Genomic DNA, 20,995 nt, shown 5'->3' with positions numbered 1-20,995 from the left:
CCTTAAAAGTCAAAATCAATGTCTACCGGATTTTTGCTGTGGAAAAACTCTTTATACCCCAGCTCAGCCTCAGATCTCAATGTTGACAGGTATTTCAGAAAATCCGTATAGGCTTGTGAAAAATCTGTAATGATATGTTCTTTATATAAACTTTTGATATAGCTTATTTCAACCTGAATGCCCTCCGGTTCATTGATGACATTTATGATAAGAGGAAATTTATTATAAATTGTATCCTGTGGAATATTTTGCAGAGAAAAGTCAGCAAAATCGCTTATTGTGTTATAGCTTAATTCTGGATCCTGGGTTACAAAAAGGATATCTACATTATTTTTCACGAAAGAATGGTCTGAAACTTCTTCATATTTTGTGACTTTTAAAAATTCTTGAGTCACTTTGCGGAGCATCTCACCTAATTCTTCTTCTCCAAATGTTACGCGCAGTAACAGGCTTTTAATAAAAACACCTAAAAGCGATTCTATCTGTGGCGCAGATCTTCCTGAATCTATTGTAGCAATACAGATATCTGTTTTCCCGGATATACTACGTAAAAATATCAACAGAGATGTTAACATAAGTAGATAAGGTGTCGTTTTCATCTCTTTTGCTAAACCAGATAATCCTTGTGTTACTTCCAGATCAAGTGGAATTGTAAATATATTCCCTTGATAAGAACCAGCAGTTACCGTTTCTTTTTTTACAAAAGCTTCATATTGATATCCTTTTGTATAGTTTTTCCAGAAAATGCCATTATTTTCAAGATCTGCATTCTGATAGTACCAGTTTGAATAATCCCGGAACTGGATCCCTGTAAGTGATTCTAGTGTCTGATTTGAATTGTTATTATAAAGAGATGTCAGCTGTTTTATAAATAATCCGGTGGATATTCCATCAAAAATAATATGATGAATCAGGAAAATAACTTTGTATTTCTCCCCGACTTTCAAAATCATCATTTTGAGCAGTAATTCTTTTTCAAGATCAAAACAATAGCTTTTATAGTTATCAACAACTTTCTTGTATTCGGATTCCTTCGCTACCTCATTAATTTCTAATACAAAATGAATATCTTCAGAAGAATGAATTTTCTGAATCACGCCTTCATCTTTCAGTATAAAATTTGTTCTTAAAATTTCAGTAACAGATATTATCTGTCTTACTGCTTTCTCCAGTATTACAATATTCATCGTTCCGACAACATCGAACTCCATCAACATATTATATGAGGGAGAAATCTCTTTTTTCTGACATGCTAACCAGATATTTTTTTGTGTAGGTGTTGCTAAAGGTATGTGATGATCCGGTGCTTTTAAAATCAAATTATTTTTATTATTTTTCTTTAAAATGAGGTGACATAAAGAAGATAAATCAGGATTTTCAAACACGTCCTTCATCGTCAGTTGGACAGAAAACTTCTTGTTTAACACATTCACTAGTCTCGAAATCAATAAAGAATGGCCTCCCAGTTCAAAAAAATTATCTTTATCTTCAATATCTTTCTTATAGTTTAAAATTCTCTGCCATATATCCTTTAATTCCTGCATCATTTCTGCATCTTCAATGATCTGGCTTGTAGCAGGTTCATCAGAAGGGAGATCTTTCATTAAAAGAGACTTCCTGTCTATTTTCTGATTGGGAGTAAGGGGAAATTCCTCTATCAGAAAAATATATTGGGGAACCATATAATAAGGGAGCTTTTCCTCCAATTTCTCATACAGAGAAGAGATCTCAATTGGTGTATGAGTTTTCAAGTAAGCGACCAATTGATTTTCGCCCTCCACTTCTTTAACTATTACAACAGAATCTTCAATATTTTCTACCGTATTCAGATGGTTTTCAATATCTCCTAACTCTATTCTATATCCTTTTATCTTAACCTGGTGATCACTTCTTCCGAAGAACAAGATTTCACCTTGTTCATTCCATTTGCCTACATCACCTGTTTTATACATTAGTTCTTCTTTCCTGAAAGGATTTTTTATAAACCTTTCAAGCGACAACTCCTCATTATGATAATATCCCTTTGCAAGCCCCTTCCCTCCGATATAAATATCACCAATAGTATCCATTGGAAGTAGATTTAAATCTGTATCTAAAATGTAGAAAGAAGTTTCTTTAATAGGCTGTCCAATATTCTGAGGCGACGTTCCGGATTCAATCTTTTTCGTTGAAGACCAGATCGTAGTTTCTGTGGGTCCATACATATTCCAAAGTTCTTTGCATGATGCCAGCAATTCTTCAATAAGATCATTATTGATCAAATCACCACCACACAATATTTTTAATTCGGAATTTGGTTTCCAGCCTACACCAAGCAGTCTTTTGAAGAAACTTGGGGTCGCCTGAATAACAGAGGGTTTCACTTCGAAAATTTCCTGTATTGTGGCCAGTGGATCTCTCAAGGTCTTTTCACTGGCAACATATAACGTGGCACCAGTAATCAGAGGGGTAAAAAACTCAAGAATAGAAATATCAAAAGAATAAGTCGTTACTGAATACATTGTATCTTTATCGTCTATTCCCGGTTTCTCATTTATACTTTCTAATAGGTTTAACAATGAAGCATGTCCAATTTCAACCCCTTTAGGGTTTCCTGTAGATCCTGAAGTATAAATAATATATGCAGTATCTTTTGAAGTAATATATACTTCTTTATTGCTCAGGTTTTTGTTTACAATATCTGAAACAAAAATTGTCTCGATATCAGTGAGACTAAGAGAAATATCTTCTTCCGATATTAAAAGCTGCGCTTTACTATCCTGTAAAATGTACTGCAACCTGTTTACAGGAAATTCAGGATCGAGAGGGATATAGGCCTTTCCCGCTTTCATTATTCCCATCAGAGTACAAATCATATGAACAGACCGGTTGAGTAAAACAGCAACCACCTTTTCATCGTTATGATGATGTAGAAGATAATCAGCTATCCGGGTAGAGATCTGATTAGCCTCTGCATAGGACAAAGAAATAGTTTCATCAGCAATAGCTACTTTATCGGAGAATTCTAAAACCTTCTCATTGAATAGGTCAAGGAATGTTTTGCTGTCGTCTTTTTCTGTATCGCCCTTAAAGGAGAATCTTTCATTAAATGAGAAAATATTTGCTTTTTCTTCCTCAGATAAAAATGAAAGTTTATTCAGAGGTTCAGCTGCTAATGTTTCAATGTTTATGATCAGATGATGGATATGTCTTACACACTGCTCTATAGAATGCTCATCAAAAAATTCAGTATTGTAATCAAAATCTATTTTGATATCTTCATTATCATCGAACTCCCTTACATAAATTGCTAAGGCGGATCTCTCAGATTTATTGGTAAGAGGGATCACCGTCGTTTGAGTGCCCTCAAAGTGGTCTGCATAATTATGCTTCTCGTAAGATAATGTAATATTGAAAAGCTTGTTTTTTTCATTAAAAAGTTTCAGGTCACTTACAATTTTTCCTAAGGGGTACCTTTGATGCCTGTAATCTGACATCAGCTGTTTTTTGGTGTTGTTGATTAGATCCAACAAATTAGCCTGATAGTCCAGTTTCATCCGTAATGGCGAAACTCCCATAAACAATCCAACAGTTTTTTTAAAGGCTTTGGAGTTTCTGTTCAGTACAGGAATTCCAATGGCCAGATCATCACTCTGATTAATTCTTCCAAAATAGAAGAAAAACAATCCTAAAAATCCATGAAATGTAGAGAAATTATGCTTTTTACCTAATTCGATAAACTTGTTATAATCTTCCCTCCGAACTATTAATTCTTTCCTGTCACTTTCATGGACTGAATATTCTTTGTTCTCTTTTCTGTTAAAGATCACCGGCGGTAAAGTTGAATATCTTTCAGCCCAGTACTGCTTATCTTTATAAAATTCATCGGAATCCTGATAAGCCAGATCGTGGGTTACAAACGTACTATATTCGTAGGGATATTGGTCCTGAACCGTATTAAATTTCAGGATGTCATTATAATTTTTAATCAATCTCTGGAACATAAGAGAGGTTCCCCATCCATCTGTGATGATGTGATGGTACACTGAGAAAAGATAATAGTGAACATTACTGCATTTAATAAGAACAAATCGATACAGACAATCATCTTCCAACACATTGAAAGGTATTAAAAACTCCTTCTCCATATAGTGTTCAGCGATACTCACAGCATCAGTTTCATTTGAAAAATCGATCCATTCCAAATGTCTTGGTTCTCCTTCTTTTATATGCTTTTTTACCTCATCTTCAGATTGTCTGAAAAAACTTCGATAGGCATCATGCTGATTGATCATCTCACGATAGGCCTTCTTAAAAGTTTCAATCTGAATTTCACCTTTAATCTCTATTTTGGCCCCTATATTATAGATCGGAGTATCGGGATACAGCAGTTGTTCAAAGAAGACATCCAGTTGGGGAAGTGTTAGTTTCATAAGCCTGTCGTATTAAAAATAAGCGTTTTGAAAATTCGCAGGAACATCTTCTTTGACTATTTTACCATAATCAAACTTTAAAAGTTTATCACAGTAATGGAAATATCTATCGTCATGAGTAACAGCAATGATGGTTTTACCTTGCGATTTCAATTTGGGGATCAATTCTTCATAGAAATATTTTCTGAAATACGGATCCTGATCTGCCGCCCACTCATCCAGTACTACAATCGGTTTGTCTTCCAATAAAGCAAATATCAACGCCATCCTTTTGCTTTGACCTTTTGAAAAACTTCTTCTGGCAGATTCTTCTGAATCGTCTTTTACGATATTTTCAAGTTTAAATGTTTCAAGTAATATTTTATATTTTGGATTATTTTCCAGTATATAATCATCATAATTTTGTGAAAAGAGGTGATTGCTGGTAAATACAGCAGAAATAAGATTCTGGATTTCCTTCTCTGAATTTATTCTTTCCCCGTCAAAAAAAATATCCCCCTGGTCAGGAACATACAAACCTGAAAGAATATTGATAAAGGTACTTTTACCGCTTCCGTTTCCTCCTACAATAAAGATAACTTCTCCTTTATTAATTTCAAGGTTGATAGGCCCTAACTCAAAATTAGCATCTGCACTATCATTTTTATAGTTAAAATGAATATTCCTAAAGTTTAATTTTGAAAAGTCGGCAGCCAGTTCTTTATCATGTTCATTAACAATCTTTTCATTTTTAAAATCCTCATAAAATGTTTCAAGACGTTTGTTCGCTACAAACAGCCTGGTTACCACATCCTGAAGATTGATCAGGTTATTAATGGGACCTGCAATAAATAATAAAACAAGTACATATGGAATTACAAATTCTCTTTTCAGCCATCCTAATTCAGGTAATATAAAAAGAATAATACCCATTATAATGTACATCCCATACTGACTGATAAGCCCTATTGATAAAAAGGAAAAACTAATTTTAAAATCCAGCGCATAGGATGCAGTCCTGTTTTCGTATACATAGTTTTCAAGCAGTTTCTTTCTTCTTTTATCACTGATCATTAATTCTTTAAAACCACTGATCACGTCCTGTACATACCCGAAATAATGCTCGTTATATTTTTTCACTTTTTCAATTGACTTTGACAGGGAATTGATGACTACATAATAAATTCCTGCAATGGCCATAATGGCCACCATGATAATTACCGCAGATACCGGGGATAATTTGACAAGATAGAAAAGGCATAATACCACCATCAGTAAGGAGGAAAATGCTGCAGTTACCACAGCTGGCAGTGAATAAAATGTTCTTGTATCTTCCACAGCTGTATAAAACCTTTGAGTTCCTAATTTCTCGATTTTTATCAATGGTGTATCCAGTATTTTCTGGAATAATTTCTTTTCTAATTGGGAAAGCAATTCAAAAGTTATTTTATTGAGTTCTCTCTGAAAAAAGATACTTAATAAATAAGCATAGATAACAAAAGCAAAAAAGGTTATATAAATATAGCTGCTTGTTGAAAGCTGATTGGACAGTGTATTGTTGATTATATAAATAATAGCAAAACTCAATAAACTGCTTATAACCGCATATACGGCTATTAGGATGATGTGTTTAGATTTTATTTTTAACATAATTTGATTCTTTTAATTTAAAACAATGGTTAATGAGTTTTCCTATTTCTGGTCCGTTATCATGAAGAAAAAAGTGATTTCCAGGTAATATTGAATGATGAAATTGGGATTCTGTAAATCCTCTCCAATTTTCAATTTTTGTGTTGAGTGATTCTTCGCTGCCCATCATCGCATAAATGGGTGTTTTAATGACGACATCATTTTCAAAACCCTGTCCTTTTTCTATGCATTCGAAATCAGCCCTCATGATTTTAGCGAAAAAAGAAAATGCATCCTGGTTTTCGAGGATTTCGATTGGAATTCCACCCATCTCTGATATTCTTTTTTTGAAAGTATCATCATCTAAATTATATCTGGTAGGAATTTTATGATTTTTTAAAGGCCCGGGATTTCCTAATACCATTAAAAACTCGGGGAAATCATGATCTTCTTCAAGCATCCGGGTAACAGAAAGGCCAAGCAAGGCTCCCATACTATGCCCTAATATGATAAAAGGAGAACCGTTCCTCTTTCTTTTTATCTGCAGAAAAAGGTCATCAATTGCTTCTTTTTTTTCGGTTATTAAACTCTCTCTAAATCTTTCTCCTCTACCCGGCAGTTCTATCGGAATAAATTCGATGTCGGAGGTTATTGTTTTTTGTAAAAAATTGTAAGAATATTTATTTCCGCCTGCAAAATGTAGCAAAAAAAGCTGTTTATTCATTATTTAGGGGTTAGTGTTTAGGGGTTAAACTTTGTCCATGCATCATCTTGCGATGCTTTTTCAAAACTGGATTTCATTTTAGATAAACTATCTTTTATAATGGTATCATTCTGAAGCTTGTGAATTGTTGAAATGATTCCTGTATTATTTATAGAATGGGGTTCTATTTTGATTCCTAATTGGTGGGCAGCTACCCGGTCTGCATTTTCAAACTGGTCTAGCCCTAATGGAATAACAGCCATCGGAATTTCATGCATGATGCATTCTTTAACACCCCCCATTCCGCCATGTATGATGGCAAGATCTGAATGTTGAAGCATGGCCACCTGAGGAAGCCACTGGTGAATCCTTATGCTATCGGAAGTCTGGGATTTATAGTCATCAAATAAGTTTCCAACCGATATATTAAGGATATAATCTTCCATAGATTCCTGTTGAAAACTATCGATAAGTGTTTGCGTAATGTGTTGTGCTTTTTCGTTATCAATTTGTTCGGCCCACGAACCTAATGAACAATAAACCATCTTTTTTCCTGACCTTTTCTGCTCAGAAAGCTCACTATCAAGCTTATCCATATCATAATGTAAGTGAAATATATTCTGCTCAGGGATACAAGGTCCAACATACATATCATTTCCATTGACCACTGCATTTTCTATTAAAAACTCTTTTGAGGCAGGTACTACATTATAGAAGTTTTCAAAAACAGATAAAACATCGTTCAGAGAATTCATTGCATATCCTTTATCGATAAGGTAATTAATCAGAAGATTAGTGGATTCCAGATTGGCATCATCCATAAGCATATTAATGCTCCATTCTTTTACCTTTTCTGTAAATGATGTTTTACTGAAATCGTTATCGACAGGAAAGTGGCAATATACCAGGAATGTTTTTATCTTATATTTTAAATAGAAAGTGGCTGCTTCTATTGGATTATAGGCTGTAAAAAGAATAGCTGACGGATTAAAATCCTGCATCAACTCATCAAGACCGCCATGGATAATTGTACGAATAACATCCGCATTGATTTTACCAGACTCATATTTGCTGCCTTTCGGATAATAATCCCCAAAAATAGATGTAGATGGAAATGATGTTCCGGATATTATTTCTGTTACATCAGGCACACCTATATAATGAACATGAGCCCCCATCTGATGAAGTTTTTCACTGATTCCCAGCGTAGGAATTATATTTCCTCTGAATGCATCAGTATAAACCAATATTTTTTTCATAAGGTTATTGTTTTTTTATGGTTATCTGCTTCTCTCTCGTTCACTTTCATTTCCAAGTGCTCTTTCTCCTTTGGAAATTTTATCATTTCCAAAACTATAGTTGATGGAAAACCTAAAGAATCTATTATTGGCGAACGATTTATAAGTCTGTGCGATTCCGTTAATTTCCGACAGCATGGTCCGTGGACTGGAATTAAATATATCGTACGCTGCAATGCTTAGATTCAATCCTTTATACGGCGTCTTGTAAGAAAGAGCCATATCTAATGAATTGGCATCAGAGTAATGAAACAAATTCTGATTAGATGATGATCCGTACCAGTAATTGATATCCAGGGTCAAGGTTTTTGACTGATTAAGAGTCAATGAATTATTAAGGGCTCCAAAAAACTCAAATCCGTTTCTTAAAACCAGATTAATATCCTGGGACTTCTTTGACTGGGAATAGTTCAGGAAAAGAGTAACATAACTTTTCCACCATGAAAGGGCATTAAATTCATACGTTTCCGATAAAGAATAGCCATAACTTTTAAAATAATTATCAAAGGTTACGATCTGCTCTTTAGTTTCGTCATTCATTTTAAAGAACACATTGTATGCATTTGAATTTACATTAAAGGCCAATTTGGAAGTCAGGCTCTTATAAGTATGGGAAAGTTCAATATTATCTACATAAGATGGCTTCAGATATGGATTACCCATAGAAGAAATCTGACTGTTAATATAAGATCTTGCCGGGTTTAGCTGCCCATAAGATGGTCTTTGTATCCTTCTGGAATAGTTTAATAATAAGCTATTATTTTCATTAATTGTATTTTTGATAAATACTGACGGAAATAATTTCAGGTACTTATTATAATCAGTCTGATCTAAGATGACAGAATGTCCTTTGGTCTGTGTATATTCTGTTCTCAATCCTATTTGCCCCTCCCATTTATCAGAAAACTTCTTTGTTGCATTAAAATAAAGAGCCTGAATCGCTTCGTCATATTTGAACTGATCTGATTGAGTTAGAGTATTATCGGAAGAAAGATCATAATTATTGAGTAAATAATTGGTTCCTGTAAATCCTACTTTACCTCCATAGTTAAGATTCATAAATTTTCCGGGATGTTCAATATCAAATTTTAAGCTATAATTATTAATATCCTGGTTTGAAATCCCTCTATTAAAGAAATTAATTCCCTCAAAACTGTAATCCGGATTATATTGATTGGAAAGGATGGTATTATTCCTATCTGTTACATAGCTAAGATAATCCAAATCTATATTTAACTTTTTTCCCAGGGTATCTAACTTCTGTTCCAAATGGAGGTTCAATGAATGATTATTATTTTTATCACGGATATGCCCATTTCCTTTCAGAAAATAAAGAGGTACGTTTGCCTTGTTAACAACAGCTGTATTTACATTATCGTCAACGTAATTGTTGTATACTCCCCCCAGATACTGTAACCCTATCTTTGTTTTGGGCGTTATGTCATAATCTATCAAAAACCTCCCGGAGAACTGATTATAATTCCACTTTTGCTCTGTCGTTAAGAAATAGGGATCCGAAAAGAAAATATCCGACATCTGTTTTGTAAAGGTATCACCGTAGGTATATCCCGTGTTGAGTAAAAAACTGAGTTTATTCTTCTGATAGGTAAAATTGTTATTTACCGTCTGTAAGATATATTTTGTTTTTGCAACATCAGTTGTCAAAGTAGTATTGTTATTCCATGAATTCTTTTTGGTCTTTTTAAGAACAAGATTCACAATTCCACTGTTTCCTTCGGCTTCATACCTGGCTGATGGGTTACTAATGACTTCCACAGATTTAATGTTTTCGCTCGGTATAGATTTTAAAAAGTTTTTCAAATCGTCTCCGCTTAAATTGATCATTCTCCCGTCAATCATTACTTTCACCGCATCTCTTCCAAGCATTGATATCTGATCATTTTTCAGAACAAGCCCTGGTACAGATTTCATCGTTTCGAAAATATTCCCCCTGTTCGCAAGAGCATTGTTTTCAACATTAAACACGGTCCTGTCCAGTTTATGGATGATCATTTTGGGTGAAGAAGTCAGTTTAACCTCTTCTATTAATTTAGATACGGTTACCAACTCTATGTCAGCCAATTTAGTATCCGAATTAATGATTATTTCTTTTTCAAAAGAAGTATACTCGGAGTTTTTAACGGTCAGTATATATTTACCTTTTATGAGCTCTATACTAAAGTTTCCTCCATCATTTGTCATTACTTTCCTGTTATTATTTGAAGGAGTAGTTTTAAAAAGAAGTTCTGCATTTTTTACAGGCTCTTTTTCTTTGTTTAATACCCTCCCTTCTATTTTATATTGAGCATAAAATAGAACAGGAAATAGTAAAATTAAAAGATGTAGTAGTTTAACGTTTTTCATAAATATGTAATTTACTGCGTTTTTAAAAAGTCTGTGAATTCTTTAATATACTTTGAAAAATCAATGCTGGCAGTAGATGCGGGTTGTGATAATTGAAGTAAGACTCCATTAGAATATTCAAAGGCTTTCAGATTAATTCCGTCAAATTCTGTCATTTCTTCCATGTATTCATTGAAATAATCATATTCCTTTTCTTCATTCTGGCTTAAATAGCTATAAAATCCAAAAATATTCTTTTCGACATCTTTACTTTCCTTCGATTCTATATCCTGTCTAATGACTTGATATGGAATTTTTTGCTCTGATCTGCACTCAATCATTCTTACATAGTTCTTCATCATTTCCTCAATTGAATAATTTTTAGAATCAGCATGGGAAACCATAACAAGATTAGTTAATACCCCCGTCATATTACCATACTCCGAATTTTCTCTATTACTGCTTAGCATTCCGAATAAATTTTTGACTGGACCTTTATAATCGGTCATAATTCTGGAAAATACCGACAGGCATAGAGCATTCATAGGAACAGACGCTTTTTTAGATACTTCCCTAAGATGCACGAAATCTTCATTTTTAATAAAAGCTTCCCTGATCATAAAATTCTGGAAGAAAACATGGTCACTACCGGAATCTTTATTTTCATACAAAGGAGTTGTCAATAAGGAATTAACCTGATTATTTCTAAGTTCAATCCCTTCATCGGATTTCAAAAATTTCTCCTGAGAATCAATAAAGGTAAAATGGTGAGGTTGCATACTAATTTCTTTACCAGAATTAAAGTAAGCCTCCAATTCATGTTTTAAATAATTAGATGAATAATTATCCAATAAGGAGTGGTGTATTCCGAAAAATAACGAAGCTTGTGGAGTACCGGAAGTTTCGGTTTTAACAACAAAAACTCTTATCAGTTCGCCCTCAAATAAGTCGTACGGCTGGAATATAAACTCTTTTCCAATAGCTTTAATCTCCTCTTCTGACCTCACCTGTAAGCTTTCAGTATGTATTTTTACAGCTACTTCTGTTTCGGAGATATAACGTTGTAAAACCTGGAGCTGATCCTGCTCATATTTCGTCATCAAAGAAGGAAATCTGGAAAAGCACTTTCTAAGGGTCTGTTCAAAATTATTTTCATCAAATCTTTGTACATCTATATTAAAGTTTACTGATGAATATTTATTCCTGAACAGATGATATTGGTTAGGAGACAACGTCATTGTATCTCCATATTGCCATTCATTGCTACTTTCATTTTCATTTTCTTCCAGAATCTTTATCATATTTTTCTTATACAATTGCGATAGTTTTTCGATTGTAGATTCATGAAATATGTTTTTTGAATAAAGGATATTTACAGATAGTACTCCGGACACTATGATCCCTGAAACATCCAGTAAAATAGAAGTTTTCAAATTGTCAGCAGAAACCGCTGTACCTATACTTTCAGATGAGAAATCAAGCCTCATTTTTTTGTTGTTAACACCTCCTGCATCATCAAAACTTCCCATAAAATTAAAGCATATGCTCGGATCTGATGAGGATTTAATTTTTTCATTCAGGTAGTGAAGAACTCCATATCCAATCCCTTTTTGAGGAATGTTATTCAGGCCTTCTTTTACACTTACTATAAAAGGTCTGGTCTTATCACTAATATCTAATGAAAAAGGATAAACACTAGTAAACCAACCTATTGTTCTACTAACATCTACATCAGCAGAAATGTTCTCTCTACCATGTCCTTCCATCAGTACCTTAGTTTTGCTTATCCCAAAATGTTCCTGCAGAGACATAGCCATTGCTGTTAACAGAATATCTTTAACTTCAGCATTATATTTCTTGCCTGCATTGGTTTGTAATAAATGCGTCTGCTCTTTATCAAAAGAGAATCCCATACTACTATCAGAAACCTGATTTCCTGCTAAAGGATAATCTGTAGGAATCATTGAATAATCTACGGATTCTATGCTCTCCCAGTACGCACGTTCTTTTCCTAAAGAAGGGCTGGTACTATAGTCCTCCAACACTTTACTCCACTTTTGGAAGGAATGTGTTTTAGCTGGAAGGATATATACATTTCCTAATATAGCCGAATCATACAGATTGTTCAGATCTTCCAACAGAATACGCCAGGATATTCCATCCGCAACCAGGTGGTGAAGAATTAACAGAATCCTGTCGCCGTCACTCATAGACACATGTCCTACGTGGAACAAAATCCCTGAAGTGATGTCTATTGAAGTCTGAAGCGTTATTCCAATATCTTCTAAACGTTCAAGTTCTTCTGTTTCTGATGTGCTTGAAGTGATATCAAAATACTCATATCGATAATGCCTACCGGATATATCGGAATTGAATTGTCTCCAATTACTTTCCTCATTAGTATACATCATTCTCATCGCATCATGATGATTGACCAGCTGCTCTACACAATTCTCTAAAATTGAACCTGAGAGTCTTTCAGTGCTTTTTAATACAACGGATTGATTAAAATGATTTTTATTAACGATCTTTTCATCCTCAAAAAAACTACGCTGAATAGGCGTCAGGCTGATCTCTCCACTTACAACAGACTGTTCTATTGCTGAGACTTCGCTTGTAATATGCTTACTCATTTCTTCTAAAACAGGATACTGTAAAATATACTCTACTTTCAGGGTATATCCTTTTTGTCTTAATTTTGATACAATCTGAATAGATTTGATGGATTCTCCCCCAAGGTTATAATAATTATCCTTCATACTGATAGGACTGTGTTTCAGAATCTGTTCACAAACTTCTACCAAAGCAGATTGTGCTGGTGTGTTGGGAGCAACATATTCATTCTTTATAAGGTCGGCAGAAGAAACATCAGGCAGTTTCTTCCGGTCAATTTTCCCATTGCTGGTTAAAGGAATATCTTCCAGCTCGACATAAAAGCTCGGCACCATATACTGTGGTAACTTTTCCTCCAGATATTTGGTTAATTCGTCTTTGTCAATCTCAGCATCTGCTACATAATATACCACAATGCTTTTATCCCCTTCATGCTCTTTCACATCAGTAACGGCAGTCTTAATGGCATGGCTGTAAGAAAGTACCTGGCTGTCGATCTCTCCCAACTCAATACGATGTCCGCGAACCTTTACCTGGCGGTCGATCCTGCCAGAATATTCAATAGTTCCATCAGGTAGCCATCTTCCCGTATCCCCGCTACGATACATTTTAGTACCTGGTATAAAAGGGTTTTCTATAAACTTTTCAGAGGTAAGTTCAGGATTATTCAAATATCCCTTTGCCAAACCTGCTCCTGAGATATAAATCTCCCCTATTACTCCTACAGGCACCAGGTCCTTATCTGCATCCAGAATATAAATTTGCGTGTTCGCTATGGGCTTACCAATGGGTATGATTGATAATGCCAAATCACTTCCTTTTTCTATTTTATGCACAGTAGCACAAATACTTGTCTCAGTAGGCCCGTAAGCATTGTAAAAAGTACCATGCTGAAGGAATTCTTTTGTCTTCCCGATAACTGCCGATTCTCCCGCTGTAATTACTGCTTTCAGGTTTTGAAGCTTCTCTACATTGAGTAAGTTGAAGAATGCAGGAGGCAGCGTTACTATATCAATAGAATGCTTCTCTACATATTCTTCAAAGGCAAAGGAATCTTTTCTAACTACATCGCTAAGAATATGAAGGGACTTTCCACAAAGTAGGGTCATAAAAATCTCGAAAATAGAGGCATCAAAAGAAAAAGAGGCAAACTGCGCTACATTTTGGTAAGCAGAGACTCCAAAGAATTCCTTTTGAAACTGTGTCATATTGAGTATACCTCCATGGGTATTCATCACGCCTTTTGGTTCCCCAGTAGAGCCTGATGTATAAATGATATAGGCAATATCATCCTTTTCTAAAACTTCAGAATTAAATTCTGAATTAATTTCTCCCATCAATTCTAAATCTATTGAAAAAGATCCACCAGAATAAAAATCCAGATCGAAGAAGTAGTAAGATTCAGTGATCAATAAAGACAAACCGGAGGTCATCACCTCTTTTCTGGATTCAGGAAGGTTGGCATCAATCGGCACATATACTGCACCCAGTTTTAATATGCCCAGGATAGAAATGATCTGATTTTCCCCACGGTTAAGCATCACACCTACATGGTCGCCTTTTTTTATTCCATGGGTATTCTGCAATTCCCAGGCAAGGCTAGACGCCTTATCATTTAACTCGGCATAGCTTAATTTCAGATCCTCATAAATAATTGCAGTATGATCAGGAGTCTGCTTTACCTGATCCTCAAATAAACTAACGATACTTTGATTCTCAGGATAAAAAGAAGTGGTATTGTTGAAACCTTCTAATAAAAGTTTTTTCTCATCCCGGACTAAATAACCAGCTTCTAAAATTTTTCTTTCGCCATCAATGAATATATTTTTTAACAAATTAGTAAAATGCATTCCGATATTATCCATTAATACCCTGTTGAAAACAGAAGCATCATATTTAATATCAAGCATTACCGAGTCTTCTGATGGGAATACAGTAATCAAAAAGTAATAATTGGTTTCATCAACTACTTCTACGTTTTTGATCTCTTCAATTGATGAGCTGCTTTCATTATCCACATAGTTGTCCATGATAGAGTCCTGAACAGGGTAATTTTCAAAAACAATGATATTGTTAATCATGTTATTTCCTAACCCCGAAATTGTCTGGATATCTGAAAGTTTAGAATAATGATAAGGACTGCTTTGAATGGACTTGGTATGTAAATCAAGGAAAAATTCTTTAACCGTATCTTCCTTTTTATATTTTACTCTGATCGGAATGGTATTGATAAATAGTCCTACAATATTTTCAACATCTTCCAGTGCAGGAGGGCGGCCAGACACTACTGCTCCAAATACAGCATCTTCTGATCCGTTATATCTGGAAAGCAGATATCCCCAGACTCCCTGAATATAGGTGTTGATCGTAATTCCAATATTCTTGCATAATTTTTCAATTCCTTTGAAAGAATCTCCTTCAATTTTAATCTTATTGCTTACAATTACTTTAGGCTCGTTGGCAGAAGCACGGTCTCGTTCAAACGGAATTACTGCTGGCACGTTAACACCGCTAAGATAGGATTCCCAATATTTCATTGTTTCCTGGTCATCAACTTCTCTTAACCACTCAATATAAGACGAATACTTCTTGGTTTCCGGCAGATTTATTTCTGTTCCGTGTTCCAAAGAACTTAAAATTGCAGAAAAATCATTGATCAGGATACTCAGGCACCAGCCGTCCATAATGATATGGTGGTGGCTCCAGATGAATTCATAATAGCCATCCGGTAACTCCACAATAACCAAACGCATTTGTGTAGGTTCACTTAGGACAAAGCCGCGGTTTACATCCCCTTGCTTTATATTGTCCAGTTCAAGCTCTGATTCTAATATCAAATGTTTGAAGTCTACATGAGCTTTTTTATGAACAATCTGTAAAGGCACTTCTCCATAACGACTTTCAAAGGAAGTACGAAGAATGGAATGACGGTTGAGCAACATTCCAAATGCTTTTTCTACCAGAGATAAGTTCAGTTCCGATGATTTAATACGGTAGGAGGTCTGCATATAGTAAATTGAGCCGTGAGGATCTACCAGCCAATGGTAATACAAGCCTTGCTGCATTGGGGACAACTCATAAATATCTTCTATATCATTTCCTTTACTGATCTCCTCAATGGTGCTGAATGATAATCCTTTGTAAGTAAGGTCTGATGGCGTTAGAATCACAGATGAATCTTCACTCTCTTTCACGATAGCTTCCAGGTGTGCCTGATAAGCAGCTAAAAGTTTCTGTATCGTATTTTCTGTAAATAATTTCTCTGAAAAACGGATATTGATACTCATCACTCCGTTTACCGTCATTCCTGAGACATCCAATAAGAGATCTGTAGATAAATTAGCAGAATCTACAGAAGAACCTATATTTTCGGAGCTGTAATCAAATAAAGAGCGCTTCCCTTCAGTTTCGGAATCTCCAATTTCATTAAAATCTCCAAGGTAATTGAACTGTATGGAAGAATTACTTGTTGAAGAAAATGCATTACCCAGATAATTCAAAATACCATAACCAATTCCTTTGTTTGGAATACTTCGTAAACCTTCTTTTACACTTACCAAAGCAGGCTGACTCTTATCGCTGATATCAAGGTTAAAAGGATATACACTGGTAAACCAACCTATCGTCCGGCTGATATCAAGTCCTGTGCTCATCACTTCCCTACCATGGCCTTCCATGAGAACCTTGGTCTTGCTAACTCCAAACTGATTCTGTAATGCTAATGCCAAACCAGTCAGTAAAACATCATTGATCTCTGCACTGTATTTTCTCCCCGCGCGAGTCTGTAATAATTTCGTAGCATCAGTACTTAAACTAAAGCCTAAGCTTTTATCTAAAACCTGTTTGCCTTCTACAGGATAATCTGTAGCTAGAGGAGCATAGTTTTCAGATTCTACTCCTTCCCAATATAAACGCTCTTTGGACAGTTCCAAACTTCTGCTGTATTCATCCAAGGCTTTACCCCAACTCTGGAAAGAATCCGTTTTCGAGGGCAGGTCAGAAGATAAGCCCTGAACTCCCGATTCATACAGCTTTCCTAAATCTTCCAGCAAAATTCTCCATGAAACCCCATCCATTACCAGATGATGAACCACTAAAATAATACGGTCACCATCGCTCATTGATACATGACCCACATGGAATAAAATGCCTGAGCCAAGATCTATACTGCTTTGAAGGTCTTCACCTATCTGCTGCAATTGGGATAGCTCTTCTGATTCACTACCACATTCCCGGATATCAAAATACGCCAAACGGTAATGTACGCCATCAATTCCCGAATTATACTGATTCCATTCTTCCTCTTTCTGGCTATATACCATTCTCAGAGCATCATGATGTGACACCAAAGTCTTTAGAGAGGATTCAAGAATCTTTCCGGAAAGTCTTTCTCTGCTTTTTAAGATAACAGACTGGTTGTAATGGTTTTTATTAGTGATCCCTTTACTCTCAAAGAAATATCTCTGGATAGGAGTTAGAATACTTTCCCCCATAACTGCTGACTGGTCAATATTCACAACATCTGTTGTCATATAACGAGCCAGCTCTTCTAATACTGGATACTGTAAAATATGTTCTACTTTTAAACTGTAACCCTGCTGACGAAGCCTGGAAACAATCTGAATGGATTTTATGGAGTCTCCTCCTAAATTATAATAGTTATCACGGATACTGATCGGACTGTGTTTCAAGACCTGCTCACAAACAGAGACTAATACACTTTCTTCCTTGTTTCTAGCAGCTACGTATTCATTCTTTATTAAATCTGAACTGCTTACTTCTGGTAAACTCTTTCTGTCAACCTTTCCATTGCTTGTCAAGGGAATTTGATCAAGTTCTACATAAAAACCAGGAAGCATGTATTTGGGAAGCTTGCTCTCAAGGTGTCTCGCCAAATCCTGCTTGTCAATCGGGGTATCACTTACATAATACACCACCAAACTCTTATCTTCTTCATGCTCTTTTACTTCAGCAACTGCTGTTTGAATACTTGAATTATAAGAAAGCACCTGGCTGTCGATCTCGCCAAGCTCTATCCTGTGACCACGGATCTTCACCTGATGGTCAATCCTTCCTAGATACTCTATTGTGCCATCTGCTAACCATTTGCCTAAATCTCCTGTGCGGTACATCTTCGTACCCGGGATAAATGGATGATCTACAAACTTCTCTGCGGTAAGCTCTGGATTATTTAAATAACCCTGAGCCAATCCAGCTCCAGATATATACATCTCGCCGCTTACTCCTGCTGGAACCAAATGTTTATACTCATCTAAAATATAAATCTGCGTATTGGCAATAGGCTGACCGATAGGTATGGTAGAAGATTCCAGAACACTTCCCTTTTCAAGTTTATGTACGGTAGCACAGATGCTTGTCTCTGTAGGACCATAAGCATTGTAAAAAGTACCATACTTTAAATATTCTTTCGTCTTACCGATTACGGCTGATTCTCCTGCGGTAATTAAGCCTTTTAAATTTTGAAGCTTTTCAACATTCAATAAACTGAAAAATGCTGGTGGCAGCGTTACCAGGTCAATAGAATGATTATTTACATACTCTTCAAAGGCATAAGCATCTTTTCTTACTGAATCGCTAAGAATATGAAGACTCTTACCACTTAGCAACGTCATAAAAATCTCCGAAATGGAAGCATCAAATGAAAAAGAAGCAAACTGAGCAACATTTTCATAAGAGGAAACTTCAAAGAATTCTTTCTGGAATAACATCGTATTTAAAATACCGCCATGGGTATTCAAAACTCCTTTGGGTTCTCCCGTAGAACCGGAAGTGTAAATGATATAAGCAATATCATCTTTTTCCAAAACTTCTGATGTAAAGCCTGAAGCATCTTCCTCTGTGAATTCCAGATCAATGGAAAAAGATTCACCGGAGTAGAAATCAAGGTCAAAGAAATAGTAAGATTCAGTGATCAGTAGAGATAAGCCGGAAGTCATCACTTCTTTTCTGGATTCTGGAAGGTTGGCATCCACAGGGACATAGATGGCTCCTAGCTTCAATATCCCAAGAATGGAAACGATCTGATTCTCTCCACGGTTAAGCATCACTCCTACCTGATCGCCTTTCTTGATCCCATGATCCACCTGAAGACGATAAGCTAAAGCATTCGCTTTATTATTCAGCTCTTCATAGCTTAATGCTGTATCTTCGAAAACAACAGCTCTTGAATCTGGATTTTTGGCCACTTCCTCTTCAAACAAACTAACAATATTTTGATTGTCAGGGTATGAAACAGAGGTATCATTAAATTCTTTTAGCAATATTTCCCGATCAGCAGAGCTTACATATTCTAATTCTGATAAAGGAGTATTGGGAGAATCAACAAATTTTAATAGTAATTCTTTGTAATGTTTTATAAAGTTCTGAATAATATCGGAATCATACAGATCCTTATTATAATTTACTTTGATGTATAACTGGTCATTAATAACACCAAAGTGAAACTCAATATCATTCTTACAGTTACCTTCTTTAAATTCCTGAATATTATCTGTTACTATTTCATGTATTGAATAAGGATCTGTTGTCGCTTCATGAAATGTAATTGAAATATCAAAAATTGAGCTTTTAGACTGATCTCTTTTAAAATCAATATCATTGAGTATCTCACTCAGCGGATAGATAGAATGTTCATAAGCGGAGATCAGGTTCTCTTTAACTTTTTCAAAGAAAGTATTAAAGCTATCTGTGGAACTTACTTTATTTCTTAACACCAATGTTCTTAAAAAATAACCGATCTGCTGAGAAAATTCATCTCTTTCCCTGATAGCCATCGGGGATCCTACAATAATATCTTCATGATGGGTATATTTGTACAATAATGCCTTTAGCACCGTAAGAACTCCCATGAAAAGACTTCCGTGACGTTTCTGAACCAAATTACTAAGCAACTTGGTATTCTCAAGGGATAAAAACATCTGAAAAGCTACACTGTCATAGGTTTTGAAAGATGGTTTTATCTTATCTGTAGGAAACTGAACTGCTTCCGGTAACGGTAACAAAACATCCTGCCAGTATTTTTTGTGATCCTTTGAAGCTGACAATTGTTCATAGGTCCAGTCAATATAATCCTTATACTGATATTTTACTTCTTTTTCCGGCTCTGCCCCAATTAAATAGGCCTTATATACTGAGAATATTTCATTTTCAAATATCTTAACGGACCATTCATCCGCTATAATATGATGTATATTATAATAGAAAATGCTATTTCCTTCAGGAAGATGAATTAAATAACATCGTAAAAGCAGACCGTTTTCTAAATCAAAATTTACAAGATTATCTTTATTGATAAATTCCATCCCATCCCCATAATTACCATGGGTATAATCGACTTCATGTATATCCGCTTCTACTTTATGATGGATTATTTGCTCCAAATCTCCTGAAGCATTTAATTTAAAATTGGTTCTTAAAATTTCATATTTGTTAAGAACAAAATTCAATGCCTTTTTTAATAATTCAAGATCTAAAGTTTCCCGAATATAGAAATTTGAAGGTAAGTGGTAGGTTATGGATGCTGTAGGGTCCTGGCATGTTATCCATATTTCCCTTTGAACATGAGATGTTCTGTAATGGATATTACCTTGTTCATCTATAGAAGCATTTGAGAGTGATTTATTTTTAAAAAATTGAACTAAAGAATCTTTGTTTATTTTTATTTCCTTCAAAAGCTCAGTTGGAATACTCTCTTTTGTGGAAATGATTTCTAAATCATCATTCTTCAATACAACTTCTATGTTATTTTCTTTTAATTTATCAATAAAATTTTTCATAAATTTTGGTATAATTGATATTTCTGTTAAAAATTATCCTTAGTTAATGCAGCTTATAATCTTTGATTACTTTTTAATATATAAAACAATATCAATCTGTTAAGGGATATAATATTGAGTTTACATAGAAATATCGTTGGGATTCAAGCAGATCATTTAAAAACTTTGCATTTTTATTTAAACCAAATGCAAAGTTTATAATTGATCATTGATTTAAAATCT

6 protein-coding genes are annotated in these 20,995 nt (G+C 34.9%); all 6 read right to left on the bottom strand.

All coding sequences use genetic code 11. From position 1 onward, the window contains the following. Nucleotides 1-2: 2 nt before the first annotated feature. Genes JHL15_RS10640 through JHL15_RS10615 form a run of 6 tightly spaced genes read right to left on the bottom strand, consistent with a single transcriptional unit; the run spans nucleotide 3 to nucleotide 20,773 of the window. Complete coding sequence (locus JHL15_RS10640) at nucleotides 3-4,412, bottom strand: non-ribosomal peptide synthetase (RefSeq protein WP_200245641.1); 4,410 nt, start codon at nucleotides 4,410-4,412, stop codon at nucleotides 3-5. A gap of 12 nt (nucleotides 4,413-4,424) precedes the next feature. Then, complete coding sequence (locus tag JHL15_RS10635; protein WP_200245639.1) at nucleotides 4,425-6,041, bottom strand: cyclic peptide export ABC transporter; 1,617 nt, start codon at nucleotides 6,039-6,041, stop codon at nucleotides 4,425-4,427. Continuing rightward, the gene (locus JHL15_RS10630) at nucleotides 6,022-6,744 is read right to left on the bottom strand and encodes a thioesterase II family protein (protein WP_200245637.1); all 723 of its coding nucleotides are present in this window, start codon (nucleotides 6,742-6,744) and stop codon (nucleotides 6,022-6,024) included. Before JHL15_RS10630 ends, JHL15_RS10635 begins: the two co-directional genes overlap by 20 nt. Before the next feature lie 17 nt (nucleotides 6,745-6,761). Beyond that, nucleotides 6,762-7,982, bottom strand: coding sequence for a glycosyltransferase (locus JHL15_RS10625; protein WP_200245635.1), 1,221 nt, complete (start codon nucleotides 7,980-7,982; stop codon nucleotides 6,762-6,764). Nucleotides 7,983-8,003: 21 nt separating this feature from the next. Next, entirely contained in the window at nucleotides 8,004-10,385 is a 2,382-nt protein-coding gene (locus JHL15_RS10620; protein WP_200245634.1) for an outer membrane beta-barrel family protein, read from the bottom strand. Nucleotides 10,386-10,396: 11 nt separating this feature from the next. After that, complete coding sequence (locus JHL15_RS10615) at nucleotides 10,397-20,773, bottom strand: non-ribosomal peptide synthetase (protein ID WP_200245633.1); 10,377 nt, start codon at nucleotides 20,771-20,773, stop codon at nucleotides 10,397-10,399. Nucleotides 20,774-20,995: the final 222 nt, after the last annotated feature.

This window comes from Chryseobacterium paridis (assembly GCF_016595215.1).
Taxonomy (GTDB): Bacteria; Bacteroidota; Bacteroidia; order Flavobacteriales; family Weeksellaceae; genus Chryseobacterium; species Chryseobacterium paridis.
The sequence above is the reverse complement of the archived record's forward strand: the minus strand, read 5'-3'. Positions and strand labels throughout refer to the sequence as shown.

Excerpts from the sequence above, each read along its gene's own strand:
- JHL15_RS10625 (WP_200245635.1), bottom strand. The coding sequence starts at position 7,982 with ATGAAAAAAATATTGGTTTATACTGATGCATTCAGAGGAAATATAATT.
- JHL15_RS10630 (WP_200245637.1), bottom strand. The coding sequence starts at position 6,744 with ATGAATAAACAGCTTTTTTTGCTACATTTTGCAGGCGGAAATAAATAT.
- JHL15_RS10640 (WP_200245641.1), bottom strand. The coding sequence starts at position 4,412 with ATGAAACTAACACTTCCCCAACTGGATGTCTTCTTTGAACAACTGCTG.
- JHL15_RS10620 (WP_200245634.1), bottom strand. The coding sequence starts at position 10,385 with ATGAAAAACGTTAAACTACTACATCTTTTAATTTTACTATTTCCTGTT.
- JHL15_RS10635 (WP_200245639.1), bottom strand. The coding sequence starts at position 6,041 with ATGTTAAAAATAAAATCTAAACACATCATCCTAATAGCCGTATATGCG.
- JHL15_RS10615 (WP_200245633.1), bottom strand. The coding sequence starts at position 20,773 with ATGAAAAATTTTATTGATAAATTAAAAGAAAATAACATAGAAGTTGTA.